Below are 25,705 nucleotides of genomic sequence, written 5' to 3'. Positions count from 1 at the left end.
AGCCGATCCGTGCACGCATGGCGTGCGGATCGGCTATCGCGTCGAGGGTCGCGAGCCGCACCGCGGCTCGCGACCATGGATAGCCGATCCGCACGCTTGGGGTGCACGGATCCGCTATCGGGCGTGGGGAGCCAAGGACCGCACCTGGCCCGGGGACGTCGATAGCCGATCCGCACGCCTATGGCGCGCGGATCGGCTATCGACACTCGGGGAGGGTCGGCCCTGGATCAGTCGATCGTCGCGACCGGCTTCGCCGACGCGACCGTGAGACCCGCCGCCGCCATGATCCCCACCATGACGAGCACCGTCAGCAACGGCGCCGTCCACGACCCCGTCGCGTCATGCACGAGACCCAGCGCCACGGGCCCCGCCGCCGCGAGGCAGTACCCGAGCCCCTGGACGAACGCCGACATGCGCCGCATGTTCGACGACCCGCCCGAGCGCCGCACCATCATGACGACGACCATCGTGAAGAACCCGCCCTGCGCGACGCCCGCCGCCGCCATCCACACGAGGTACCCGTGCGGTGCGAGCAACAGACCCGTCGGCAGCACGAGCCAGCACCCGACGAGCACCGCCGACACCGTCCGCAGGGGCAGGCCGCGCGCCAGCAGCGCCGGAGCTCCGAGGCTCCCGACGATCGCCATGAGCTGGAACACCGACGACGCCGCACCCGCACCGTCCTTCGACAGCCCGATCGTGTCCGCGAGGATCGACGGCAGCCACGTGCTCGACCCGTAGTAGCTGAACGACTGCGCCCCGAACGCCGCGACGAGCAGCCACACGTCCCAGCGCCGCCACGGCGGCAGCAGCGCGATGCTGTCAGCCGGGACCGGCGTGCTGTCCGCCGCGTCGGCCGAGGGCGCCGACACCGGAGCCGCCGCGATCCGCGCCGTCGCGATGCGCCAGACGACCGCCGCGACGAGCACGAGCACGCCCCACAACGCGAGCGCCCAGCGCCAGCCGACGAGCGCCGCGAGCGGCGCCGTCCCGATCGTCGTGATGACCGAGCCAATGTTGAGCGCCGACGTGTAGATGCCCGTGACAATGCCGACCCGCGACGGGAAGTCACGCGCGACGATGACGGGGACCGCGACGTTGCCGATCGTGATGGCGACACCGATGACGATCGTGCCCGCGATCGCGAGCGGGAACCCGCCGACCGACCGCACGACCGTGCCGACGAGCACGAGCGCGAGCGACACGAGGACGGCCCGCTCGAGCGAGGCCCGCCGCAGGTAGGCCGCGACGAACGGCGTCGCGGCCGCGAAGCAGATCACGGGGATCGTCGAGAGGAGGCCCGCCGTCCCGTCCGTGACGCCGAGGTCGGCGGCGAGCTCCCGGATGACGGGGGCGACCGCAACGATCGGGCCACGCAGGTTGAACGCGTAGAGGATGATGGCGACGAGCAGGAGGCCCGATGCCCCGCCGACGGCGGAGCGGGCGCGCGTGGTGATGATGTCCTCCCAGGTCAGGGCCGTCGGAGGGTCCGACCTGCCCGTTGAACGACGAAGGCCCCCACCGTCGGGTGGGGGCCTTCGGACGAGCCGCCTGTGAGAATCGAACTCACGACCTTTTCATTACGAGTGAAACGCTCTGCCGACTGAGCTAAGGCGGCGTGGCTCGTCGTGCGCCGTAGCGCCCTCAAGCCTCGGCAACAATACCCAGTGACCCGGGCGCACGCAAAATCCGTGCGGGTCACGTGCGTCACGTCAGCAGACGAGCCCCTCGGCCGGCACCGTGCCCTCGAGGAAGTACGCGTCGACAGCCTCCTTGATGCAGGAGTTCGACCGGCCGTACGCCGTGTGGCCCTCGCCCTCCCACGTGAGGAGCGTCGCCGACTCGAGCGTCCCCGCGAGAGCCTCCGCGCTCTCGTAGGGCGTCGCCGGGTCGCCCGTCGTGCCGATGACGACGATCGGTGCCGCGCCCTTCGCCGAGATGTCGTAGTCGATCTCGACAACAGGCGTCGGCCAGTCCGCGCACACGAGCCCGCCGAACGCGAACGACTCGCCGAGCGTCGGGGCGACCTCAAGGATCTTGAGGCGCTCGGCCTCCATCGTCGCGAGGTCCGTCGAGCCGCGGGAGTCCGCGCAGCCCACCGCACGGAACGCTGAGAAGCTGTTCGCCCCGAAGGTGCCGTCCGGCTTGCGGTCGTTGTACATGTCCGCGAGCTGGAGCAGCCCGGTGCCGTCGCCGTCGACGAGCGCGAGCCTCAGCGCAGCCGTGAGGTACGGCCACGAGTCGTCCGAGTAGAGCGCGACCGCGATGCCGTAGAAGGCGAGGTTCCGCGTGAGCGGGCGCGCGTCGTCGTCCGTCGGCAGCGGGTTCGCGAGCGCACGCTCCGTGAGGTCGTGGATCTGCTGGAGGCCGGAGTCGACGTCCCCCGTGAGCGGGCACTGCGGGCCCGCCTGGCACGCGGTGACGTAGTTCCGCAGCGCGAGTTCGAAGCCCTTCGCCTGCCCGAGGCTCGCCTCGTCGCTCGTCTGCGTGATGTCGACGGCCGCGTCGAGCACGAGCCGGCCGACCTTGTCCGGGAACTGCCCGGCGTACGCGGCGCCGAGCTGCGTGCCGTAGGAGTAGCCGAGGTAGTGGAGCTGCTCGTCGCGCACGAGGACGCGAAGGAGGTCCATGTCGTGAGCGGCCGACGCTGTGTCGACGTTGCCGAGGAGCGTGCCGGTGCGCTCGAGGCATCCGTCGGCGAACGTCTTCTGCTCGGCGGCGAACGACGCGCGGCCCTCCTCCGTGCGCAGGTCGTGGTCTGCCTGCGTCATGCGGTCGAGCACGTCGTCGTCGACGCACTCGACGGGCGTCGACCGGCCGACTCCGCGCGGGTCGAAGCTCACGAGGTCGTACTCCTGGCGGACGTCACGGCTCACGAGCCCGACGGCCGTCTCGATGAAGTCGACGCCGGAACCGCCGGGGCCGCCCGGGTTGACGAGGATCGACCCGGTGCGCTCGCCGAGCGCGGGCGAACGCACGACCTCGAGGGACGCCGAGCCGAGCGACGCGTCGCGCCAGCTCACGGGGATCGAGACGGTCGCACACTCGAGCGAGCCGCCGATGCACGCGTCCCACGTCACCTGCTGGGCGTAGTACTCGCGGAACGCCGGGTCGAGACCGTCGGGCAGGAGCGCGTCGAAGTTCGCGGGAAGCTCCGACGAGTGCGTCGGGCCCCCGTCGGACACGGGCGTCGCCTGCTTGCCGGCGACGCAGCCGGTGACGAGCAGCGCGAGCGCGGCGAGCGCGGCGGACGCGCGCAGGGCGCGGGGACGGACGGACGCACGGCGGGAGAGCGAGGGCACGCCCCCCACGGTAGCGGCCCCCACCGACACCTGCGGCACCGACCGCACGACGAGGGTGGGGCAGCCCATCTCCGCGCCACCGAGTCCGCGAGATAGCGCTCGAGCGACGAGATAGCGCGCGCCTCGCGCTATCTCGTCGCTCGAGCGCTATCTCGCGGGAGGGTGTCAGCGGGTGGGGGTCGTGTCGGCTGCCGCGTCCGCGCGGAGGATCGTGCGGGTGCGGAGCACCGACATCGCTACGACGATGGCGCCTCCCAGGAGGAACGGGAGCTGGAGGTCGACGCGCGCGACCCAGCCGCCCAGGAGCGTCGCGACCGGCATGAGACCCCAGTTAATCGCCCGCAGCAGGCCGCTCACGCGCCCCAGCAGGTGACTCGGCACGAGGATCTGGCGCAGCGCACCCCACGGCACGTTCCACAGCGACACCCCGGCTGCCCCCAGGGCGTAGGCGACGAGCGCCGTCCACAGGCTCGGTGCCAGGCCGACGAGCAGGATCCCCAGACCGCCGAGAAGCGTCCCGACGAGGAGCGTCCGACCACGACCGATCCGCCGCACGACCGCCCCGCCGGACATCGCGCCGACGAGCGCGCCCGCGCCGACGACTGCCGTGAGCGCGCCGACCGATGCCTCCGAGACGCCGAACGTGTCGAGGAACAGCAGCAGGCTCGCCGCCTGGCCGAAGGCCAGCGCGTTGCCGACGACGACCGTGAGCACGGTCATCTGCCGCAGGTACCGGTGACGCCACACGAAGACGAACGCGTCGCGCATGTCCGCGAGCACACCGGGGCGGGACGGGGCCGGTTCGGTGGCGGCGCGGGCGCCCACGGCGACCGTCGCGGGCAGCGCGAGCACGAGCAGCGCCGCGAGCGCGAAGCCCGCCGCGGTCGACCACAGCGGCACGACCATCGCGACAGCGAAGAGCCACGCGCCGAGCGGTGTCGCGACGAACGTCTGGACGACGATCTCGCTCGACTGCATGCGGCCGTTCGCGCGGTCGAGGCCGTGGCGCTCGACGAAGTCGGGGACGAGCGCGGTCGCTGCGTTGTCGTAGACCGTCTCGCCGACGCCCCACACGAGCACGGCGGCGTAGAGCCACCAGATCGTCACGGCGCCGGTCGCTACGGTGAGCGCGAGCCCCGCCGCGGCAAGCACACGGACGCCGTTGGCGACGGCCATCGCCCGGCGGCGGTCGACCCGGTCGACGAGCACGCCCGCCGGCAGGCCGAGGAGCAGCCACGGCAGGAACGCGAGGGCGCCGAGCACCGAGATCGCGAGCGGGTCGCGGGTGAGCGTCGTGCCGAGCAGCGGGACGGCGACACGGCCGATGCCGTCGGCGAGGTTCGAGGCGATCGACGACGTCCACAGGCGGCCGAAGCCGGGCAGGAGGCCGGTCGTCGTGAGGCGGGCGTCGTCGAGAGCGGGAACGGCGGTCGCGGGCTCGTCGCGCTCGGTCGTGAGGGCCTCGGGCTGCGCCGCGGTGCGGGCGTCGGCGCCGGTCATTGGCCGGCTCGCGGTGCGCCGTAGAGCACGGGGCGGCCGAGGGCGTCGGTCGCGACGTCGCGGCTCGGGAACGTGGGGCGGTGGGGTGCGCGGCGGCGGCGGATACGCATGGCAGGGGTCCTCTCAGGGGTCGACGGAGCACCGCGCCGGCGGGCCGGTCGGTGGTGTCGTGCGGGGCGGCTTCGGTGCCGTCGGGCGGCTACGACGGCGGTGCCGTCGGGAGGGATGCGGGTGCGGCGGCAGGGCCGCCGTGACGGTCAGGGGTTCTCGCGACCCCCGACGACGGGGAACGCGGCGAGCTGGACGGTGACCGAGCGGCTGCCGGGCGCGGGTGCCCGGTCGCTGCCGTAGGTCTCGGCGTACTCGCCGACGAGCTCGGTGAGCCGGGTGCCGAGCTCGGCGAGGACCTCGCGCGGCAGGTCGAGGTGGACGGTCGAGACGAGGCTGGCCTCCTGCCAGTCGTCGTCGAAGGACTCGAGCTCTGAGACGAACGCGCGCAGCGCCTTCTCGCGGAGGCCGAGGAGCTCGCCGACGACCATGCGGGCGGCGGCCTTCTCGGCGGGGCCGGCGTCAGGCGTAGCGCCGACAGTGACGCCGCCCGGAACCTTCTCCCACCAGCGTTCGCGGCCGCGGCCGCGGCCCACGGCCTCACGGACGAGGCCGTGACGGGCGAGCTGCCGCAAGTGGTAGCTCGTGGCGCCCGACGACTCCCCAAGCTGCTCGGCGAGGGTGCTCGCCGTGGCGGGTCCGTGGGCGATCGCGTCGAAGATCGCGACGCGCAGCGGGTGCGCGAGCGCCTTGAGCGCGTCGGAGCTCACGGGCTCCGGGTAGTGCCGCTGGGTGGGGTCGTCGTGCGTCATGCGAGCAACACTACGCATGCAAAGACTTCTTTGCAAGGACTTCTTTGCAACAAGTTCTTTGCATCCGGGCATTAGCCCCGCGCGCTCCGGGCGGGGTCAGACCTGCGGCCGAAGCGCCACCATCATCGCCTCGAGCGCGAGGAGCGGCGCAACGTTGCCCGCCAGGCGCTGCCGGACCTCGCCGATCGCATCCATGCGGTGCAACGACTGCTCCGGCGTCGAGGACTCCGCGAGCGACCGCACGAGCTCCTCCGCACCCTCGTTGACGAGCGCGACGTCGCCCGACGCCCCAAGCTGCACGACGAGCACGTCCCGGTACAGCGACAGCAGGTCGAGCATCGCAGTGTCGAGCGAGTCACGCTGCTGCCGCGTCGCACGCCGCTTCTGGTCCTCCTCGAGCTGCTTGACCTGAGCCCGCAACGCCGGCGGCACCGTCGCGCCCGCCTCGACGCCGAGCGCCCGCAGCAGCTCCGCCTTCTCACGCGCGTCACGCTCCTCCGAGCGCGCAGCCGCCTCCGCCTTCGCCGTCTCGACGAGGTCGTCGGCCGCGAGCACCGCGTCCCCGACGCCCCGGATCCGCGCCGCCGACTCGAGGATCCGCCGTCGCCGCGCCCGCGCCTCCGGATCCCGCGCGAGCCTGCGCGCCATCCCGACGTGCGACTGCGCCGCGCGCGCCGACTCGAGCGCAAGCCCCGGCTCGAGGCCGTCCCGCCGCACGAGCAGCTCCGCGACCGCCTCGACCGACGGCACGCGCAGCCCCACCTGCCGGCACCGCGAACGGATCGTCACGACGACGTCCTGCGGGCTCGGCGCGCACAGCACCCACACCGTACGCGGCGGCGGCTCCTCGATCGCCTTGAGCAGCACGTTCGACGTGCGCTCGAGCATGCGGTCCGCGTCCTCGACGACGATGACGCGCCACCGGCCGCGCGCAGGCGCCCGCTGGGCGAGCCCGATGAGCCCGCGCACCTCGTCGATCGAGATCGTCACCTTGTCCGTCGTCACGACCGTGACGTCCGGGTGCGTGCCCGCACGCACCTCCGCGACCGCGACCTCGTCAGCCACCGGGTCGCCCGAGCACTGCAACGCTGCCGCGAACGCCTTCGCCGCGACCGACCGCCCCGAGCCCGGCGGGCCCGTGACGAGCCATGCGTGCGTCATCGCCGCGTCGTCCGTCGCCGCCGCGCGCAGGCGCGCGACCGCGTCCTCCTGCCCGACGACGTCCTCCCAGACGTCCGTCACGAGCGCGGCCCGTCCGCTGCAGCGGGCGCTCCCGGCGCTCCCGGCACGACCGCGACCGACGTCGGGACGTCGATCCCCAGCTTCTCCGCGACCGCCGCGACGACGAGCGCATGCACGTCCTCGACCGGGAGCGACGCGTCGACGACCGCGATCCGCTCCGGGTGCGCCGCAGCCCGCGCGAGGTACGCCTCACGCGTCCGCTCGTGAAACGCGGCACCCGCCCGCTCGAGACGGTCGAGACCGCCCGGCACGCGCGCGACACCCACCGCAGGATCAAGATCGAGCAGCACCGTGACGTGTGGCAGCAGCCCGCCCGTCGCCCACAGCGAGAGGTTCTCGACCTCGTCCGCACCGAGCTCGCGTCCACCCGCCTGGTACGCGACCGACGAGTCGAGGTAACGGTCCGTGACGACGACGGCCCCGCGCGCGAGCGCTGGGCGCACGACCGTCGACACGTGGTGCGCGCGGTCCGCCGCGTAGAGCAGCGCCTCCGTGCGCGGAGCCATGTCCTCGCCGTGCAGCACGAGCCTGCGCAGCTCCGCGCCGAGCGTCGTACCGCCCGGCTCCCGCGTCACGACGACCTCATGCCCCAGGCGCGTGAACCAGTCGCCCAGCAGACCGATCTGCGTCGTCTTGCCCGAGCCGTCACCGCCCTCGAAGGACACGAAGACACCGGCATCGGCAGTGCTGCCGGAAAGGATCGAAGTCACCCCGCCAGCCTACCGAGCGCCACCGACACCCCGACCCGCGCTCACTCCCCCGGGTAGACGACGCCCACCTGGCGACGCACCTCGTCGAGCGTCGCCATGACGTCGAGCGTGTCCTGCCACGTCATCCGCGGCGACTCCGTGAGACCCTCCGACACACAACGCGCGACCTCCGCAGCCTCGTACGCCAGCCCGTGCGCCACCGGACGCGCGTACTCCCACGACGTCCCGTCACGCAGCGAGACCCGGAACGACGACGGCGCGTAGAACGCCCCCGCCACCTCGATCCGCCCCAGCGTCCCCGAGATCATCCCGACCGTCGGCGTCTGCGACCACAACGTCGTCGACAGCGTCGCCTGCGCACGGCCCTCGTACCCGAGGACCATCGACACCTGACCGTCGACCCCCGTCCCCGTGAGGTCACCGACCGCCGTCACCGACGACGGCGCCCCCAGCAGGTCGTGCGCGAACGCCACCGGGTACACCCCGAGATCGAGCAGCGCACCGCCCGCGAGCCCCGGCGCGAAGAGCCGGTGCGACGGGTCCTCCTCGAACCGCTGACCGTGGTCCGCCGACACGTTGACGACCTCACCGATGACACCCGACGCGACGACCTGCCGCAGCGCCGCGACGTGCGGCAGGTGCCGCGTCCACATCGCCTCCATGACGAACGTGCCCGCCGCACGCGCCGCGTCGAACACCTCGCGCGCCTCCGCGACATTGCGCGTGAACGCCTTCTCGACGAGCACGTGCTTGCCCGCCTCGATCGCGAGCAGCGCATGCTCCCGGTGCTCCGAGTGCGGCGTCGCCACATAGACGACGTCGACGTGATCGTCGGCCACGAGAGCGTCGTACCCGATGTGCGTCGTCGGGATGCCGTGCGCCGTCGCGAAACGCTCCCCACGCACACGGTCGCGCGAACCCACCGCGACAAGCTGCGCGCGCGTCGACGACGCGACCGCCGTCGCGAACGAACCCGCGATCCCTCCCGCACCGAGGATCCCCCACCGCACGGGCGGCGCCGACGCAGGATCAGGGACGGACACGGGCACAGGACCAGGGAGGGCGACGTCGCTCATGGGCGCAACGCTACCGGTCCGCCATGACGAAGGCGCCGGTCCCCGCTCAGGGACTTCACCCATCCCACATCCAGGGTCCGTCCAGGGACTCACCCGATGCCGCCCGATACGTGCACTGCGAGAAGGTCGACTCGACACCAGAACTCCGCATGACAAGCACGAGGAGCACCCCATGACCACCGCGACCGCCCACGCCCCCCGCCGCACCGGCGTCGGCATCCTCCCCGTCGGGCGCGTCGCCCGCGCCTGGGCCCGCAACCTCACCAAGGAGTACGGCACCGGCGCGACCGCCGTCACCGCGCTCGACGACGTCGACGTCGACCTCGAGGAGGGCCGGCTCACCGCGATCATGGGCCCGTCCGGCTCCGGCAAGTCAACCCTCATGCACTGCCTCGCAGGCCTCGACCGCCCAACCTCCGGAACCGTCGTCGTCGGCGACCACGACGTCACCCGCATGCGCCAGCGCCACCTCACCCAGCTGCGCCGCACCGGCCTCGGCTTCGTCTTCCAGTCCTTCAACCTCGTCCCGACGCTCACCGCCGAGGAGAACATCACCCTCCCCCTCGACATCGCCCGCGAGCGCGTCGACCGCGCCTGGTTCGACGAGGTCGTCGAAGCCGTCGGCCTCCGCGACCGGCTCAGTCACCGCCCCGGTGAGCTCTCCGGCGGCCAGCAGCAGCGCGTCGCGTGCGCCCGCGCACTCGTCACACGCCCCGCCCTCGTCCTCGCCGACGAGCCCACCGGCAACCTCGACTCCCGCTCCGCCGGTGAGGTCCTCGGGTTCCTGCGCCGCTCCGTCGACGAGCTCGGGCAAACCGTCGCGATGGTGACCCACGACCCGCGCGCCGCCTCCTACGCGCACCGCGTCCTCTTCCTCGCCGACGGCCGCCTCGCCGACGTCCTCGAGAACCCCACCGCCGAGACGGTCCTCGAGCGCCTCGGCGCGCTCACCGCCGGCACGAGCCCCGCGGCGGTGACCGCATGAGGCGGATCGCCCTGCGCGACATCCGCGCCCACCTTGGCCGCACCGCGCTCGCCGTCCTCGCCGTCGCGCTCGGCGTCGCGTTCGTCGCCGGCACCTTCAGCTTCCGCACCCTCCTGTCGACGACCTTCGACGCCGTGATCTCCACGTCCGCGGCCGGCGACGCCTACGTGCGCGGGGCCGCGACGACGTCGGGGACCGACGTCGTCTCCGGAAGCTCCTCGACCGTCCACGCCTCCGTCCCCGCGGCCCTCGCCGACGTCCTCGCCGACGCCCCCGGCGTCGCCCACGCCCGCCCCGAGCCCACGGGGCTCCTCACCCTCTTCGGCGCCGACGGCACCGTCGTGACGACCGGCGGCGCCCCCACCATCGCGACGCCCTTCCCCGCAGACGACACCCGGTACCCCTACCTCACCGGACGTGCCCCGTCCGGCCCGGCCGAGATCGCGCTCGAGGAGCACACCGCCGCGCGCTCCGGCCTCACGACCGGCTCCACGACGACCGTCGTCCTCGCGGGCGAGATCCGCGAGGTCACCGTCTCCGGCGTCCTCTCCTTCGACGGACCGCTCGCCGGAGCCCTCGTCGTCGGGCTCGACCCCGCCGTCGCCCTCGAGACCCTCGCGCCCGACGGCCTCGTCCCCCAGATCGCCGTCGAGGCCGCCCCTGGCGTCAGCCAGGACGAGCTGCGCGACACACTCGCCGCCGCCCTCGCCGCGACCGACGTCCCCGGCGCGTCCGCCGCCGAGGCCGTCACCGGCGACACCGTCCGCGGCGAGACCCGCGCCCAGATCGACGACCAGATCGGCTTCCTCCAGATCTTCCTCCTCGGCTTCGCCGGGGTGTCGCTCGCCGTCGCGACCTTCCTCATCGCCAACGCCTTCTCCATGCAGGTCCGCCAGCGACGCCGCGAGCTCGCGCTCCTGCGCGCCCTCGGCGCCTCGCCCGGCCAGGTGCTCGGCTCCGTCCTCGTCCAGGCGCTCGTCGTCGGCGTCGTCGGGTCCGTCGTCGGCGTCGCCCTCGGCACCGGCCTCGCCGCCGGCATCGGCGCGATCTTCTCCGCGACCGGTACCGAGCTCTCCGGGTCCGTCGTCCCGACGTGGCCCACGATCCTGCTCGCCGTCGCCGTCGGCGTCGTCGTCTCCGTCGTCGGCGCCCTCCTGCCCGCCCGACGCGCCGCCCTCGTCGCGCCCGTCGAGGCCATGCGCGAGGACACCCCCTCCGAGCGCGGGCTCCGCGTGCGCGGCGCGATCGGCGCGGTGCTCGTCGCTCTCGGCGTCGCGGGCGTCGTCGTCGCGTCGACCGTCTCCGAGGCCCGCTGGCAGGACCTCCTCGGCGCTGCGGACGGCGAGGCCGCAGGCATGGGCGGTGCCGTCCTCGCCGCGAGCGCCGTCGCGCTCGTCGTGGGCGTGCTCGTCCTCGCCCCCGTCCTCGCCCGTCCCGTCGTCACGGTGCTCGCCTGGCCGTCCGTCGTCCTCGCCCGGCCCCTCGGCGCCCTCGCCCGGGGGAACGTCGTCCGGCAGCCGCGGCGCACGGCCGCGACCGCGGGCGCCCTCACCATCGGCATGGTCCTCGTCTCGGCGTCCGCCGTCCTCGCGGCCTCCGCCTCGACGTCCATGCGGAACGTCGTCGAGTCCGACCTCAAGGCCGACCTCATGGTGTCGGGCTTCCCGGGCGTGCCGTCGGGCGCGATCGACGCCGTCGCCGCGCTGCCCGAGGTCGGGGCGCTCGACCCCGTCTCCGCTGGGCTCACGTCCGTCGCGGGGGTCGAGGGCGCCCAGTGGGCGTTCGACATGCCGCGCGAGCTGCCGCGCCGGTCGATCGAGATTCACGTCGTCGACGGGACGCTCGACGCGCTCGACCGCGGCGAGGCGCTCGTCCTCGAGTCCGCCGCGACCGCGAACGGCTGGGAGGTCGGCGACACGCTGACGCTCGGCACGGCGGCGTCGCCCGTCGCCGGTGCGGACGGTGCGGTGACGGTGCGGGTCGGCGCGGTCGTCGAATCGCGGGCCTTCGGCGGGTCGTTCTTCCTGCCGCAGGACCTCTTCGCCGACGTCACAGTTCCGGCGACGCGCGACATCGCCGTGGCGTTCCTCGGGGTGGCGCCCGGGACGAGCGTCGAGCAGATGCGCGACGCCGTGACGCCCGCGGTCACCGCGTACGGGGCGGTCTCCGTGCAGGACGCCGACGACCTCGCGGACTCGCTCGCGGCGCAGGTCAACCAGATGCTGACGATCGTCTACGCGATGCTCGCGCTGAGCATCCTCATCGCGGTGCTCGGCATCGTCAACACGCTCGCGCTGTCGGTCGTCGAGCGGCGCCGGGAGATCTCGCTGCTGCGGGCGGTCGGCCTCGGGCGGCTGCAGCTGGCGAGCGTCGTGGGGATCGAGTCGGTGCTCACGGCAGTGTTCGGGACGGCGCTGGGCGTCGCGGTGGGCGTCGGGGGGTCGAGCGCGCTGCCGACGGTCATGGCGGACATGGGGCTGACGGACCTCGTCGTGCCGTGGGGCCAGATCGGGGTGCTCGTGGTGCTCGCTGCGGTCGTCGGGGTGGTCGCGGCCCTGTGGCCCGCGATCCGTGCCTCCCGCGTCCCGGTCCTCGAGGGCCTGGCGTCGGAGTAGCGACCTGTCCCCTCCCACCACCCCTCTGCTGACGGATTGTTGGCTTCCCGCCATTCGAGGGGGGAAGCCATCAATCCGTCGACTCCCCTCCCGTCCCTTCGTGGCTCGCCCCAGGTGGCCCGCCCTAGGTGGCCCGCCCTAGGTGGCCCGCCCTAGCTGGCTCGATAGCCGATCGATGCACTACAGGTGCGCCGATCGGCTATCGAGCCACGTGCTTGGGAAGCCTCAAGTGCCGGATAGCCGATTCGCACATGTCAGGCGTACGAACCCGCTATCGAGCATGCGCCGGCCGGAGCCTTCCCGGGCCGCTCCCCCGGAGACACGGTCCAGGCGCGGTGACGATGCGGCGCGATCATGAGTCTGCCGCCGACGCGGCACGGCTGACCACAGTCATCGGAATCGCCTCGCCGTTCACAGGTTCAGCGGCTCACGCGGCGAGCGGTGCTCCGGACGACGACGATCTCCTCATGCCGATGCTCTTGCGACCCGACGACGTCCCCGGGATCGCCCGCCGCCAGCGAGGCGTCTTCACGCGCGTGCAGGCGCACGCCGCCGGGTACACCACCCGGCAGGTCAGCTATCGCATCGCCTCCGGCGCTTGGATCCCGCTCCCTGCACGCGGCCTCGTGAGCGCGACGTCCCGTCAGATGCCCACCGCGCCGATCATCGCGACGTGGGTCCACCGTCCCGGCTCGATCGTCATGGGACCCGCCGCCGCAGCATGGCACGGCGCGCCCGTCCCGCAGCTCGAACGCGTCGACATCTGGACCGACCAGCTCGGCGACGGCATCCGCGACCGCATCAAGCCGCACCGGGTCCCCCTCGCGCCGTGGGAGGTCGAACACGTCGGGACGTTCGGAGGCGCGCCCGCGCTCACCACTCACCGCGAACGCGCGTGGCGCGACGCACTCGCATGGCTACCGTTCGACAGCGCGCTCGACCTGTCCGCGTGGCTCGCCGCGCGTGACGAGTTCGACCGCGACGGGATCGAGCGTGCGCTCGTCGAGCTTCCGGGGCTCGTCGGAAACCGCCAGCTGAGGCGACTTCTCGAGGCGACCGTCAACGGTGCGTTCAGCGTCGCCGAACGCAGGGGCCACGACGCGCTCAGGGCCGCGGGCATCACTGGCTGGCACGCCAATGTCCAGGTGCGGGACCGCATCGGGGTCGTGGGCCGAGCCGACATCTTCTTCGACGACGTCCAGCTCGACGTCGAGATCGATGGACGTGCGGCGCACGGGCATCGTTCGGACGAGGACCGAGAGCGGGACAACCGCATGCACGCGTCGGGCAGGACCGTCCTCCGCTTCCCCGCCCGCGTGGTGCTCTACGAGCCGGACCGCTTCGTCTCGACGGTCGGCACGACGCTCGCCACGCTCCGTGCGCGTCGATAGCCCATCCACACCCATCGCATGCGCCGATAGCCGATCCATGCCCATCGCGCGCGTCGATAGCCCATCCACACCCATCGCATACGCCGATAGCCGATCGTCACGATCATGGCGTGCCCGGGAGCCCCGCCGCTCACCGCCCAGCCACTCCCTGATCGCGTTCGCAAGACCGCCCGATAGCGGATCGGTGCGCACTACGTGTCCGGATCGGCTATCGAGCTCCGAGCCTCCACGACCCGAAGAGGTTCGATAGCGGATCCGGACACGGATCGTGTCAGGATCCGCTATCGATCGGGAGCCACCTCAGGGCCGACGAAGCCGATAGCCGATCCGAACACGTGAAGTGGTCGGATCGGCTATCGGAACAAAGGGAGGGTGGGCCGCAGGGGTCAGTCGGCTGCCGGCTTCTTCGTCGTGGGCTTCTTGGCGGCTGCGGACTTCGTCGCCGTCGTCTTCGTCGCCGGCTTCTTCGCAGCAACTGCCTTTGTCGCAGTAGTCTTCGTTGCCGTCGACTTGGCCGCCGGCTTCTTCGCTGCCGGCTTCTTGGCCGTCGTGCGCTTCTTCGCTGGGCCTGCCGCGCGCTTGAGCGCGAGGAGCTCGACCGCCTGCTCGAACGTCACCGACTCGATCGACGCGTCCTTCGGCAGCGTGCGGTTCGTCTCGCCGTCGGTGACGTACGGGCCGAAGCGGCCGTCCTTGATGACGATCGGCTTACCGCTCGTCGGGTCCTCACCGAGCTCGCGCAGCGGCGCGGACGCCGTCGCCCCGCGGCCACGCTTGGGCTGCGCGTAGATCGCGAGCGCCTCCTCGAGCGTGATAGTCAGCAGCTGCTCCTCGCTCGGAAGAGTCCGCGAGTCCGTGCCCTTCTTGAGGTACGGCCCGTAGCGGCCGTTCTGCGCGGTGATCTCGTCGCCCGACTCCGGGTCGACGCCGACGACGCGCGGCAGCGACAGCAGCTGCAGCGCCTCCTCGAGCGTCACCGTCGCGAGCGACATCGACTTGAAGAGCGACCCGGTGCGCGGCTTGGGCAGCGCGGCGAGCGCACGCTTGCGTGCGGCCGCCGACAGGCCCTCGTCGAGCTCGGGCTCGGGCAGCACCTCGGTGACGTACGGGCCGTAGCGGCCGTTCTTCGCGACGATGTCGTGGCCCGTCACCGGGTCCTGACCGAGGACGTTGTCACCCTCCGCCTGCGTCGCAAGCAGCTCGCGCGCACGCTCAGGCGTGAGCTCGTCCGGCGCGACGTCGTCCGGCACGGAAGCACGCGGCGGGGTCGCACCCTCCGCGACCTCGGCCGAGAGGTCCTCGATGTACGGGCCGTAACGGCCGACGCGCAGCGTGATGCCGTCACCGATCGGCACAGAGTTGATGTCGCGCGCGTCGATGTCGCCAAGGTTCTCGACGAGCCCGTGCAGCCCGCCGTCGGCAGGGCCGGCCTCGGAGCCGTAGTAGAACTGCGACAGCCACGCGGTGCGGTCGCGCCCGCCGGCCGCGATCTCGTCGAGGTCGGCCTCCATCGCGGCCGTGAAGTCGTAGTCAACGAGCTTCGGGAAGTGCTCCTCGAGCAGTCGTACGACGGCGAACGCGAGCCACGACGGCACGAGCGCCTGTCCGCGAGCAAGGACGTAGCCGCGGTCGAGGATCGTCGAGATCGTCGACGCGTACGTCGACGGGCGGCCGATGCCGCGCTCCTCGAGCGCCTTGACGAGGCTCGCCTCGGTGTAGCGCGGCGGCGGGGTCGTCGAGTGCCCGGCGGCGGCGAGCTCGCGCGCGTCCATCGCGTCGCCCTCGGCCATCGTCGGCAGGCGTGAGCCCTCGGCGTCGTCGGAGTCGTAGCGTTCGGTGTCGCGCCCCTCCTCGTACGCCGCGAGGAAGCCGCGGAAGGTGATGACGGTGCCGGACGCGGAGAACACTGCGTCGAGCGCCGTGCCGTCGGGCCGTGTGCCCGTGACGCCGAGGCGCACGGACGCGGTCGATCCGCGAGCGTCACCCATCTGGGAGGCGACGGTGCGCTTCCAGATGAGGTCGTAGAGCTTGAGCTGGTCGCCCGAGAGCTCGGTCGCGACCTGCTGCGGCGTGCGGAACTCGTCGCCTGCGGGGCGGATGGCCTCGTGGGCCTCCTGCGCGCCCTTGGCCTTCGACGTGTAGATGCGCGGCTTGGCGGGCACGAAGTCGCCGCCGTAGAGCTCGGCCGCCTGGCGACGCGCGGCGTCGATCGCCTGCGTCGACAGCGCGGGCGAGTCCGTACGCATGTACGTGATGTAGCCGTTCTCGTAGAGCGACTGTGCGGTGCGCATGGTCTGGCGTGCGCTCATGCGGAGCTTGCGCGACGCCTCCTGCTGGAGGGTCGAGGTCGTGAACGGCGCCGCGGGGCGGCGCGTGTACGGCTTGGTCTCGAGGCTGCGGACGGTCGTGGTCCCGTCCTCGGCGGCGGCGACGACGGAGCGTGCGGCGGCCTCGTCGAGGTGGACGACGTCCGAGCCCTTGAGCTCGCCGCGGTCGGTGAAGTCGCGGCCCGAGGCGACCTTCGCGCCGTCGAGGCCCGTGAGGCGCGCGGAGAACCACTGGTCGCCGCCGGCGGTCGTGAACTCGCCGGTGACGTCCCAGTACTCGGCGTTGACGAACGCCATGCGCTCACGCTCGCGCTCGACGACGAGGCGCGTCGCGACGGACTGCACGCGGCCGGCGGAGAGGCCCTGGCGGACCTTGCGCCACAGGACGGGCGAGACCTCGTAGCCGTAGAGGCGGTCGAGGATGCGGCGGGTCTCCTGCGCGTCGACGAGGCGGTCGTCGAGGTCGCGCGTGTTCTGCAGGGCGCGCTCGATGGCCTCGCGGGTGATCTCGTGGAACACCATGCGCTTGACGGGCACCTTGGGGCGCAGGGCCTCGAGGAGGTGCCACGCGATGGCCTCGCCCTCGCGGTCCTCATCAGTGGCGAGGTAGAGCTCGTCGGCGTCCTTGAGGAGCCGCTTGAGCTCGGCGACCTTCTTCTTCTTGTCGCCGTAGACCTCGTAGTACGGCGTGAAGCCGTTCTCGACGTCGACGGCGAACTTGCCGAAGGGGCCCTTCTTCATGTCCGCGGGGAGCTCGGAAGGCTGAGGGAGGTCGCGGATGTGGCCGACGCTCGCCTCGACCTCGTACCCGTCACCGAGGTACGACGCGATCGTGCGCGCCTTGGCGGGCGACTCCACGATGACGAGCTTGCGACCTGACGACATCACTGCCTGCTTCCCCGCGCCCAGTGGGCGCGTCCTGCCGGCGCCCGGTCCGGGCGCTCCGTGTCAGCGTACGGGATCGTACTCGGGCCACGACCCGGGGGCCGACGAGGCCCAGGATCCGTGGACGGCGCCCGCGAGGGCGCCCCCTGTGGGGAGGTCCGCACGTCAGTGCGTGCGCCGCGCTGCTTCCTGCCGGAGCAGCAGCGCGACGAGGAACAGCAGGCAGGTGAGCCCGACGACGGCGGCGACGGACGCGGCGTACGCGACGACGTCGTCGGCCTCGAGTCCTGGCACCGTGACCCCGAGCCCGAGCGTGAGAGCCGTGAACCCTCCACCGACGAACGCCCCGAGCCCGAGGACGACGACCCCTGCGGTCGTCGAGATCGAGCCGCCGACGGTGCGGTCGACCGCGGAACGCGGCGTGAACGCGACGACGAGCCCCGTCCACGCGCCGACGACGAGCAGGGCAGCGAGGACGTCGGACGGGCGGTGCCACTGCCCCACGAGCGTCGAGACTCCCGTCGCCGCGGTCCACGCCGCGCCGAGCAGCGCGACGTAGGGCCGCATGCGGCGCGGCACGACGAGGAGCAGCGCGATCGCGACGGACGCGGCGACGGTCGTGTGCCCGGACGGCAGCGAGTTGCCGGGCCGCTGCGTGAGCACGTCCAGCTGAGCGCGTTCGAGCAGGTCGCGCTTGAGGATCTGCGTCGTGATGTTGGCCCCGGCGACAAGGACCGCGACCTGCAGCCCGAGCCCCCACGCGCGTCGCAGCGCGGCGATCACGAGCACGACGACGACGGCGACGACGATGAACGCGACGGAGACGACGTCGAGCACGGGTTCCGCGACCTGCCAGAGGGTGCCGCTGCCGTGCTCGGAGCCGCGCAGCGCGAGCTCGTCGAAGCGCTGTCCGGCGGCGGTCCCGAGGAAGATCTTCACGGTCTGCGCGAACGCGACGGCGAACGCTGCGAACGTGAGGAGCGCGACGATCCGGGGGACGACGCGCGCTGCGGGCCGTGCTTGGCGACCGTGTTCGGGGGCCGCGTCGGTGCGAGGTGCGGGGGTGACGACCGCGGTCGGTGCCGTCGCCGTCCTCCCGGGCGCGGCCGCGTCCCGTCCGGGCCCGCCCCACGTCATCGGCACGCCGAGCGCGGGCGTGCGCGGCTCGACGCGCCCGAGCGGCTGCGTCGGCGGCGCGACGTCCGGGGCGTGCGCCGGCGGGCCGTCGGGCTCGCCGAGCGGCAGTGGGTGCGTCGCGTCGTCCGGGGTGGAGGAATGGGTCACGTCGCCCAACCTAGCGACCGTGTGTGACGGTTGCGCGAAGGGCACGTCGACGGCGTGCGTCGACCCTCACCACTCGAGCTCCAGCACGGCAGGCCGGTGGTCGGAGCCGACGAGCACGTCGGGGCCGTCGGGCACCCGGACCGAACGCACCGTGACGGTGTCGCCGACGAGGAAGCCGTCGAGGCGGGAGCGCGGTGCGGTGACCGGCTGCGTGGGTGCCTGGGCCGGGTCTGCGTCACGCAGCGGCGGCTGGAGGGCGACGACGCTCGGCCCGCGCGGGTTCTCGTTGAGGTCGCCACCGACGACGACGTCGGGCGCCTCACGCGCCGCGAGTGCGCGGTACACCGGCACGTGGACGGCGCGGGACGGGGGCTGCGCCGAGAAGTGCACGCTCACGAGCGTGAGGACGTCGTCCGGGCCCGCGCCCCGGGTGCCGGGGCGCGGCACGTCCGTGCCCGACGGTTCCGTGCCGGACGAGTCCGCACCGGACGCCCCGTCCGCCACCCGCCGCGCGAGCCGCACGTACGCGTACCCGCGCGGCGTCGGCCACCCCGTCCGGAACCGCACCCAGCGCGGCTCGAACGCGACGCCGCGGCCCTCGACGACCTGCGTGAGCAGGTGCGGAGCGACCGCGATCGCGCACGCGCGGCCCGCGATCCCGCCGGCGACGACCTCGAGCCCGACCGACCGCGCGAACGCGCGCGTGCGCCACCGCCCGAGGACCCAGCGAGGCGTCTCCTGGAGGAGCAGCACGTCGGGCTTCTCGGCACGCACGACGCGTCGCGCGGCGGCCGCGTCGAGCGCGAGGAACTTGATGTTGTACGTCATGACGCGCAGTCGCACGGGAGCCTCCGGATCAGGCGGGGATGAGGAGGCCGTCGCGGACGAGCCCGCGGACGCCTGGCAGGACCTCGGCCGTGAGCTCGTCCGCGTCGACCTCGAAGAGCGCGGCGATCGCGCCGAGGATCTGCCCGACGCTCAACTCTCCGTCGCACACCCCGACGAGCGCCGCGAGCGCCGTCGACGCGTGGACACCGCGCCCGAGGCCGCCGCCCTGCCGCACGATGACGACGTTCGGGTCCTCCGCGCCGGGCGTGAGGTAGCGCTCCTCGGTGACGTCGGGCGCGACGAGCAGGTGCTCGTCGGCGAGGGCCGCGTCCGAGCGGGCCTCGAGCCAGTCGTGCGCCGCGAGCGATGCCGCGAGGTGCTCGCCGAGCGGCTGGTGGACGGTGCCGGTGTGCTCCTCGAGACGACGCAGGGTCACGCGCCCGTCTGCCGGCTTGCGCAGGTAGACGATGCCGAAGCCGATGGCCTCGACGTCACGGCTCGCGAAGTCGTCGAGCCACGCCGCGTACGCGGCCGCGTAGCCGTCGGGGTCGCGGTCGGCGGTAAGTCCGCCGTCGCGCAGCCACGTCTCCGCATAGCGCGCGGGGTCGAGCAGCTCCCGCTGGATGACCCAGCCGTCGAGGCCCGACGCGTCGAGCCACTCCCCCACGCGCTCGGTCCAGTCCTGTCCGCGCCGCACCTCCCAGTTGCCGAGCATCTGGACGGTCCCGCCCGGGGCGAGGACGCTGCCGACACCCGTGACGAGGTCCCGCACGAGGTCGTCGCCCGCGCGTCCGCCGTCGCGGTACTCGAACAGCGGCAGCGCGTCGTCACCGCCCGGAGCGTGGGGCGTGATGACGAACGGCGGGTTGGAGACGACGAGGTCGAAGAGCTCGCCAGCGACGGGCTCGAGCATCGAGCCCTCGCGCAGCTCGATCTCGACGCCGTTGAGGGCGGCGGTGAACGCCGCGAACGCGAGGGCGGGCGTCGACAGGTCGGTCGCGACGACCTCGCGCGCGTGCCGCGACGCGTGGAGGGCCTGGATGCCGCAGCCAGTCCCGAGGTCGAGCACCCGCCCGACGTCCGCGCGCGACGTCACCTGCGCGAGCGTGAGCGACGCACCCCCCGCCCCGAGGACGTGGTCCGGCTCGAGGGCACGGCCGGTCGCGAGCTCGCCGAGGTCGGACGCGAGCCACCAGTCGATCGGCCCGCGCGCGTCGTCGGCCGCGTAGGGGCGCAGGTCGACGATCGCGCGCAGAACGTCGGGCACGGTCCCGTCGGGCACGGTCCCGTCGGGCACGGTCCGGTCGGGCACGGTCCCGTCGGGCACGTCGGCGGGGGCCTGCGCGCCGAGAGCGGGCGCCTGTCCGACGAGCCCGAGCGCGACTGCGCCCTGGGCACCGAGCGTCGGCAGCGCCGACGCGACATCCTCGCGCGCGACCGAGCCGCCGAGCAGGAAGAGCGACGTGAGCGCGGCCCGTGCTCGCACGACGGTGTCGGTACCGGGGTCGGCGAGCAGCCGCGCGACCGCGAGGCGCGCGGGCACCGCCTCCTCGCGGCCGAGCGCGTCGAGCGCGACCTCCCCGAGGATCTCGCCGACGCCCGCGACGGTGAAGCCCGCCGCGAGGAGGTCGGAGCGCAGCGCGGGGACGAGGTCCGGAAGGAGACGTGGTGGGTTGCTCACCGCCCCATCATCCCGCGTCGACCCCCGAACGGCTCGGAGCGCCCCCGCACACCATCACGTGTGCGAGGGCGCTCCGGTCGCGGAGGGCGGGGCTCAGACGAGCCCGACCTCCTTCTCGAGCTCCTCGGCCTCGTCGACCTGCGCGGCACGGAGCCGCGAGAGGATGACCGCGCCGAACGCGATGGCCGCCGCGACGGTCGCGATCGCGATGCGCAGGACATGGTTGGCATCGGCGGGGACGCTCATGGCGACGACCGCTGGCGCGATGAGCACCGAGACGAGGTTCATCACCTTGATGAGCGGGTTGATCGCGGGGCCAGCCGTGTCCTTGAACGGGTCGCCCACGGTGTCGCCGATGACGACGGCCGCGTGCGCGTCGGAGTTCTTGCCGCCGTACGCTCCGTCCTCGACGATCTTCTTTGCGTTGTCCCAGGTACCGCCCGCGTTCGCGAGGAACACGGCCATGAGGACGCCCGTGCCGATGGCGCCCGCGAGGAACCCTGCGAGCGGACCCACGCCGAGGCCGAAGCCGACGGCGATCGGTGCGAACGCCGCGAGGAGACCCGGCGTCGCGAGCTCGCGCAGGGAGTCGCGCGTGCAGATGTCGACGACCTTGCCGTACTCGGGTCGCGTCTGCCCCGTCATGATGCCCGGGTGGTCGCGGAACTGCCGGCGCACCTCGAAGACGATCGCGCCGGCGGCTCGGGTCACGGCGTCGATCGCCAGGCCGGAGAAGAGGAAGACTGTCGCGCCGCCGAGGATGACGCCGACGAGCGTCACGGGCGAGATGATCTCGAACGTCAGCATCGAGGCGACGATGCCCGACGACGCGGGGTCGGTGATCTTCGTGAGCGACTGCGTGACGGCGTCGGCGTACGAGCCGAAGAGCGCGGTCGCGGCGAGGACGGCGGTCGCGATCGCGATGCCCTTCGTGATGGCCTTCGTCGTGTTGCCGACCGCGTCGAGCTCCGTGAGGATCTGGGCGCCGTCCGCGTCGACGTCGCCCGACATCTCCGCGATGCCCTGCGCGTTGTCCGAGACGGGGCCGAACGTGTCCATCGCGACGATGACGCCGACCGTCGTGAGCAGGCCGCAGCCCGCGAGGGCGATGAGGAAGAGCGCGAGCCACACGGAGCCGCCCGCGAGGAGGAATGCCGCGCACACGGCGGCCGCGATGATGCCCGCCGTGTAGACGGCGGACTCGAAGCCGACGCCGATGCCGGAGAGCACGACGGTCGCGGCTCCCGTGCGGGAGGTGCGGGCGACGTGGAGCGTCGGCTTCGACGTCGTGCCCGTGAAGTAGCCCGTCACCGCGAGAATGATGCCCGCGAGGACGATGCCGATGACGACGGCGCCCGACGCGACGAGGCGCGGGTCCGACGTCGACGTGACGAGCTCGGCCGCGACTCCCTCGATCTCGGCGAACGTGCCGGGCAGGTAGACGAACGCGGCGATCGCCGCGAGGCCCGTGCCGACGAGCGCGGAGACGTAGAAGCCGCGGTAGATGGCACGCAGCCCGTCCTCGCCCGCTCGCGTCCGCGTGATGACGATGCCGAGGAGCGCGACGAACGCACCGATCGCGGTGATGATGAGCGGCAGGACGAGGCCCTGCTCGCCGAGGACGGCCTTGCCGAGGATGAGTGCGGCGACGAGCGTCACCGCGTAGGACTCGAAGAGGTCGGCGGCCATGCCTGCGCAGTCGCCGACGTTGTCGCCGACGTTGTCCGCGATCGTCGCAGCGTTGCGCGGGTCGTCCTCGGGGATGCCCTGCTCGACCTTGCCGACGAGGTCCGCGCCGACGTCCGCGGCCTTCGTGAAGATGCCGCCGCCGACGCGCATGAACATCGCGAGGAGCGCGGCGCCGAAGCCGAAGCCCTCGAGGACGGCGGGGGCGTCGGCCCGGTAGACGAGGACGACGACGCCCGCACCGAGCAGGCCGAGGCCGACGACGCTCATGCCGACGACGCCGCCCGTGCGGAACGCGATGCGAGCGCCCTCGGCGCGGCGGCCCTCGACGGGACCGGGCACCTGGGCGGCTGCGGCGACGCGCAGGTTGGCGCGGACGGCGAGCCACATGCCGAGGTAGCCGATCGCGGCGGAGAAGCCCGCGCCGAACAGGAACGCAATCGAGCGTCCGACGCGCACGCCGGTGTCCCCCGGCAGGAGCGTGAGGAGCGCGACGACGACGACCGCGAAGAGCGCGAGGGTGCGGAACTGCCGGCTGAGGTAGGCGGCCGCGCCCTCCTGGATGGCCTGCGCGATGGCCTGCATGGAGACGGTTCCCTCGCCTGCGGCGAGGACCTGGCGTCTGAGGCCGACCGCGACGAGCAGGCAGAGCGCTCCGACGACGGTGATGACCGAGACGATGACGAGGCTTGTGGTCCCGAGCTGCATACGTCCTCCTCGACGTCCTGCCGATAGAGACAGGTGGGCCCGGGCGACCCCATCGTCGTCCGGGCTTCGGCCAGACTACCGATGTGGCGGCGGACACACAGCCGGAACCCGGGTTTCCGGCATCCCGTAACCTGACTGTGACCTGCGTCTCGGTATTTCCGCAGGTCGGCCCCCAACCTTCTGCGTCGCTCGCCCGTCGGTGCTTGTGACAGGGAACCTCGAGGATCGGAGCAGGCCGTGGGGACATGGGAGCAGACGCTCTCGGAGCTCGTCGCGACCAGACGGCGAGCGCTCGTCGGGTACGCGTACCTGCTGAGCGGGGACGTGCGCGAGGCCGAGGACCTCGTCCAGGACGCGCTCGTCGCGACGTGCGCACGCGTCCGCGCCGGCACGGACGTCGTGGCGCTCGAGGCTTACGTCCGCAAGGCCGTCCTGAGGACGTACCTCGACGGCTTCCGCCGTCGCAGGACGTGGGCGACGATCCGGCACCTCTCGGTCGTCCCCGACGAGCAGCCGCCGCACGAGTCCGCGACGACCGACCACGTGCCCGTGCGCCTCGACGTCCAGGAGGCCCTTGCGACGCTCTCGCCCCGCGAGCGCGCGTGCGTCGTCCTGCGGCACTACGACGACCTGCCGATCGCCGACATCGCGGGCCGCCTCGGCCTGTCCGTCGGCACCGTCAAGCGCTACCTGTCCGACGCCCACCGCCGCCTCGCCGCCACCCTCGGCCCCGACGCGCCGGACACCTCCGCACCTGGAACCGACCGCATGACGCTGGGAGGCACCCGATGAACCACAACGACCGCTTCGCCGACGCGCTCGGCGACATCGCCGGCGCCGCCGGCCGCTCGACGAGCCACCTCACGGACGACGAGCTCGTGGCGGGCGTCCGCCGCCGCGCGACGGTCCTGCGACGCAGGCGTGCCGCAGGCCGTGCGGCGACCGCGGCGGCCGCGGTCGTCGCGGTCGCGGCTGGCGGCGTCGTCGCTGCGCAGCAGCTCGGCGGGACGCGCGCCGTACCCGGGCCCGCGGCCGCCACGGAGGCGCGCTGCGGGGAGGTGTTCACCCCGCCGACGCCGACGTTCGAGGGGTTGCGTCTCACGCTCTCCCCGGGCTCGGAGGTCCTCGCCGAGCGCGGGCTCACGGAGCTGCCGAGCGTCGTCGCGACGCTCGACGCCGACGCCTCGCTCGACGCGCTGACGCTCACGTCGGACGGCAACGTGGAGTACACGGTCGTCCAGGACGGCCGCGTCGTCGCGAACGGAGGCTCCGGGGTCCAGCCGCTCGTCACCACGCCGCTCACCGCGGGCGGTCCGGCGAGCACGCCGTTCGTCGGGATGTTCCCCGAGCCGTGCGACCCGTCACGACGGACGTCCGAGACCTCGCTGCCGTCCGGGTCGCTTCCCGCGGGCGAGTACGAGGTCTGGGCGTCCGTCCGCGACGCGCGGGTCCACGAGGGCAAGCCCGGGGAGGACGTCAGCGGCGGACAGCCCGCGGTCGTCGTCGGCGGTCCCTGGATCGTCACGCTCTCTGACGGTGATGCCGCCGTACGACCCGAGGCGCTCGCGTGCGGGGCTACCGCGACCGACCTCGTGGCGAGCACCACGCCGGGTACACCGCGGCTCACGGTGACCGCTTCCCGAACCCTCGCACCAGGGCTCGACGACGCCCCCGAGGCCCGCATCGAGGTTGCAGCCGACGACCCGCGGCCCTACCGGGTCGAGCGGCTCTCGGCGTACCTGCTCGACGGCGACACTGTCGTCGGGGCGTCCAACGCCTACCCGCGCGAGCTCGACCTCGATCTCGTGGTCGCCGGCGACGACGCCCGAGCGCGGGTGCCCGTGCAGAGAGGGTCGTGCGACAGCGACACGGACCTCTCGGGGCCGTTGACGCTGCTCGTCGTCGCGGACGTCACCGACCTCGTCTCGTCGAGCTCCGAGGTCCTCAGGCTCGTCTCCGAGCGCCGGCCCGTGACGCTCGAGCCCGAGCCCGCCTGGGAGGTCCCCGACGACGTCGCCCCGACGATGGCATACGGCTGCGGGGGCCCGACGGCCGACGACACGGCGTGGCTCGACCGCAGCAAGGACGTGTTCGCACAGGGCGGCACCCCGTTGCGCATCGCCGGAACGACAGCGCGCACCACGTCGATGCGGGGCACGACCCTCGACCTCGGCACGACCCTCACGGTCGACGGCGACGTGCTCGCCGACGGCGTCCAGGCGTTCCTCCTCAAGGACGGCCGCGTCGTCGCCCGCGCCCACACGCCGACCCCGGACGGCACGTGGACGACGTTCCCAGCAGGCCCTGGCGACGGCGGCATCGACGCCTGGCCCGCCGCCGACGTCCCGCGCCTCGACGGCCCGCTCGACGTCGACGTCCCCGGCCGCTCGTGCGAGACAGGCGCGCTCCTGCCCGCGGGCGACTACGAGCTCGTCGTCGGCCTCTACGGCTCCGTCGGCTTCCAGGTCGAGGTGACCGTCGTCGAGAGCCTCGGAACGATCACCGTCACGGACTGACCCAACGAAACGTGCCCTCCCGGTCGTCATACAGGTAGAGGCGCCCGCACGGGGCGCCCCGACCACGCCGCTCCACGCGGCGGGACCGGGAGGGCACGATGGTCGCAGG

17 protein-coding genes and 1 tRNA gene are annotated in these 25,705 nt (G+C 73.1%); 5 read left to right on the top strand and 13 right to left on the bottom strand.

The genetic code is table 11. From position 1 onward, the window contains the following. Nucleotides 1-227 precede the first annotated feature (227 nt). From IGS67_RS00910 to IGS67_RS00875, 8 genes are all read right to left on the bottom strand, one after another. Complete coding sequence (locus IGS67_RS00910; protein ID WP_407925802.1) at nucleotides 228-1,400, bottom strand: MFS transporter; 1,173 nt, start codon at nucleotides 1,398-1,400, stop codon at nucleotides 228-230. Nucleotides 1,401-1,545: 145 nt separating this feature from the next. After that, nucleotides 1,546-1,618 (bottom strand) — tRNA-Thr (locus IGS67_RS00905). A gap of 94 nt (nucleotides 1,619-1,712) precedes the next feature. Continuing rightward, nucleotides 1,713-3,302, bottom strand: coding sequence for an alpha/beta hydrolase (locus IGS67_RS00900; protein ID WP_328741301.1), 1,590 nt, complete (start codon nucleotides 3,300-3,302; stop codon nucleotides 1,713-1,715). A 165-nt stretch (nucleotides 3,303-3,467) separates the two neighbouring features. Beyond that, complete coding sequence (locus tag IGS67_RS00895; protein ID WP_192276885.1) at nucleotides 3,468-4,802, bottom strand: MFS transporter; 1,335 nt, start codon at nucleotides 4,800-4,802, stop codon at nucleotides 3,468-3,470. A 257-nt stretch (nucleotides 4,803-5,059) separates the two neighbouring features. Next, the gene (locus IGS67_RS13580; protein ID WP_210766947.1) at nucleotides 5,060-5,662 is read right to left on the bottom strand and encodes an ArsR/SmtB family transcription factor; all 603 of its coding nucleotides are present in this window, start codon (nucleotides 5,660-5,662) and stop codon (nucleotides 5,060-5,062) included. 96 nt (nucleotides 5,663-5,758) lie between these two features. Next, nucleotides 5,759-6,904 (bottom strand): DNA polymerase III subunit delta', encoded by a 1,146-nt coding sequence (locus tag IGS67_RS00885; protein ID WP_192276882.1) that lies wholly within the window; start codon nucleotides 6,902-6,904, stop codon nucleotides 5,759-5,761. Next, on the bottom strand, nucleotides 6,901-7,614 hold the full coding sequence (gene tmk / locus IGS67_RS00880) for a dTMP kinase (protein ID WP_192276877.1): 714 nt from the start codon (nucleotides 7,612-7,614) through the stop codon (nucleotides 6,901-6,903). Before tmk ends, IGS67_RS00885 begins: the two co-directional genes overlap by 4 nt. Before the next feature lie 41 nt (nucleotides 7,615-7,655). Next, a complete protein-coding gene (locus tag IGS67_RS00875; protein WP_192276874.1) occupies nucleotides 7,656-8,690 on the bottom strand; it encodes a Gfo/Idh/MocA family protein in 1,035 nt (344 codons plus the stop codon). A gap of 172 nt (nucleotides 8,691-8,862) precedes the next feature. On the opposite strand from IGS67_RS00875, the gene IGS67_RS00870 reads away from it, so the two are divergent. The 3 genes from IGS67_RS00870 to IGS67_RS00860 all read left to right on the top strand — a co-directional run bounded on the left by IGS67_RS00870 (nucleotide 8,863) and on the right by IGS67_RS00860 (nucleotide 13,681). Then, entirely contained in the window at nucleotides 8,863-9,675 is an 813-nt protein-coding gene (locus tag IGS67_RS00870; RefSeq protein WP_192276871.1) for an ABC transporter ATP-binding protein, read from the top strand. Beyond that, nucleotides 9,672-12,290: an ABC transporter permease gene (locus IGS67_RS00865; protein WP_192276868.1), complete on the top strand. Its 2,619-nt coding sequence runs from the start codon at nucleotides 9,672-9,674 to the stop codon at nucleotides 12,288-12,290. The genes IGS67_RS00870 and IGS67_RS00865 overlap by 4 nt, the downstream gene beginning before the upstream one ends. A gap of 467 nt (nucleotides 12,291-12,757) precedes the next feature. Then, nucleotides 12,758-13,681: a type IV toxin-antitoxin system AbiEi family antitoxin domain-containing protein gene (locus tag IGS67_RS00860; protein WP_192276865.1), complete on the top strand. Its 924-nt coding sequence runs from the start codon at nucleotides 12,758-12,760 to the stop codon at nucleotides 13,679-13,681. 386 nt (nucleotides 13,682-14,067) lie between these two features. Here IGS67_RS00860 and topA read toward each other — a convergent pair whose 3' ends face one another. From topA to IGS67_RS00835, 5 genes are all read right to left on the bottom strand, one after another. Further along, nucleotides 14,068-16,893, bottom strand: coding sequence for a type I DNA topoisomerase (gene topA, locus IGS67_RS00855; RefSeq protein ID WP_192276862.1), 2,826 nt, complete (start codon nucleotides 16,891-16,893; stop codon nucleotides 14,068-14,070). A 165-nt stretch (nucleotides 16,894-17,058) separates the two neighbouring features. Continuing rightward, nucleotides 17,059-18,177, bottom strand: a complete 1,119-nt coding sequence (locus IGS67_RS00850; RefSeq protein WP_328741288.1) for a phosphatase PAP2 family protein — start codon at nucleotides 18,175-18,177, stop codon at nucleotides 17,059-17,061. 66 nt (nucleotides 18,178-18,243) lie between these two features. Then, nucleotides 18,244-19,020, bottom strand: coding sequence for an endonuclease/exonuclease/phosphatase family protein (locus tag IGS67_RS00845; RefSeq protein WP_192276859.1), 777 nt, complete (start codon nucleotides 19,018-19,020; stop codon nucleotides 18,244-18,246). Between the two features lie 13 nt (nucleotides 19,021-19,033). Further along, nucleotides 19,034-20,686, bottom strand: a complete 1,653-nt coding sequence (locus IGS67_RS00840) for a DUF7059 domain-containing protein (protein ID WP_192276856.1) — start codon at nucleotides 20,684-20,686, stop codon at nucleotides 19,034-19,036. A gap of 93 nt (nucleotides 20,687-20,779) precedes the next feature. After that, nucleotides 20,780-23,080: a sodium-translocating pyrophosphatase gene (locus IGS67_RS00835; protein WP_192276853.1), complete on the bottom strand. Its 2,301-nt coding sequence runs from the start codon at nucleotides 23,078-23,080 to the stop codon at nucleotides 20,780-20,782. A gap of 237 nt (nucleotides 23,081-23,317) precedes the next feature. Between IGS67_RS00835 and IGS67_RS00830 the strand changes: the two genes are divergently transcribed. Continuing rightward, complete coding sequence (locus IGS67_RS00830; RefSeq protein ID WP_192276850.1) at nucleotides 23,318-23,872, top strand: RNA polymerase sigma factor; 555 nt, start codon at nucleotides 23,318-23,320, stop codon at nucleotides 23,870-23,872. Next, nucleotides 23,869-25,596, top strand: a complete 1,728-nt coding sequence (locus tag IGS67_RS00825) for a hypothetical protein (RefSeq protein ID WP_192276847.1) — start codon at nucleotides 23,869-23,871, stop codon at nucleotides 25,594-25,596. The genes IGS67_RS00830 and IGS67_RS00825 overlap by 4 nt, the downstream gene beginning before the upstream one ends. Nucleotides 25,597-25,705 lie beyond the last annotated feature (109 nt).

Source organism: Flavimobilis rhizosphaerae (assembly GCF_014852685.1).
In the GTDB taxonomy this organism is placed as follows: Bacteria; Actinomycetota; Actinomycetes; order Actinomycetales; family Cellulomonadaceae; genus Flavimobilis; species Flavimobilis rhizosphaerae.
Note: the sequence above shows the minus strand (reverse complement) of the source record. Positions and strands in the feature narration are given on the sequence as shown.

Coding starts and splice junctions, on each gene's coding strand:
- IGS67_RS13580 (WP_210766947.1), bottom strand. CDS start 5,662: ATGACGCACGACGACCCCACCCAGCGGCACTACCCGGAGCCCGTGAGC.
- IGS67_RS00870 (WP_192276871.1), top strand. CDS start 8,863: ATGACCACCGCGACCGCCCACGCCCCCCGCCGCACCGGCGTCGGCATC.
- IGS67_RS00895 (WP_192276885.1), bottom strand. CDS start 4,802: ATGACCGGCGCCGACGCCCGCACCGCGGCGCAGCCCGAGGCCCTCACG.
- topA (WP_192276862.1), bottom strand. CDS start 16,893: ATGTCGTCAGGTCGCAAGCTCGTCATCGTGGAGTCGCCCGCCAAGGCG.
- IGS67_RS00860 (WP_192276865.1), top strand. CDS start 12,758: ATGCCGATGCTCTTGCGACCCGACGACGTCCCCGGGATCGCCCGCCGC.
- IGS67_RS00875 (WP_192276874.1), bottom strand. CDS start 8,690: ATGAGCGACGTCGCCCTCCCTGGTCCTGTGCCCGTGTCCGTCCCTGAT.
- IGS67_RS00865 (WP_192276868.1), top strand. CDS start 9,672: ATGAGGCGGATCGCCCTGCGCGACATCCGCGCCCACCTTGGCCGCACC.
- IGS67_RS00825 (WP_192276847.1), top strand. CDS start 23,869: ATGAACCACAACGACCGCTTCGCCGACGCGCTCGGCGACATCGCCGGC.
- IGS67_RS00835 (WP_192276853.1), bottom strand. CDS start 23,080: ATGCAGCTCGGGACCACAAGCCTCGTCATCGTCTCGGTCATCACCGTC.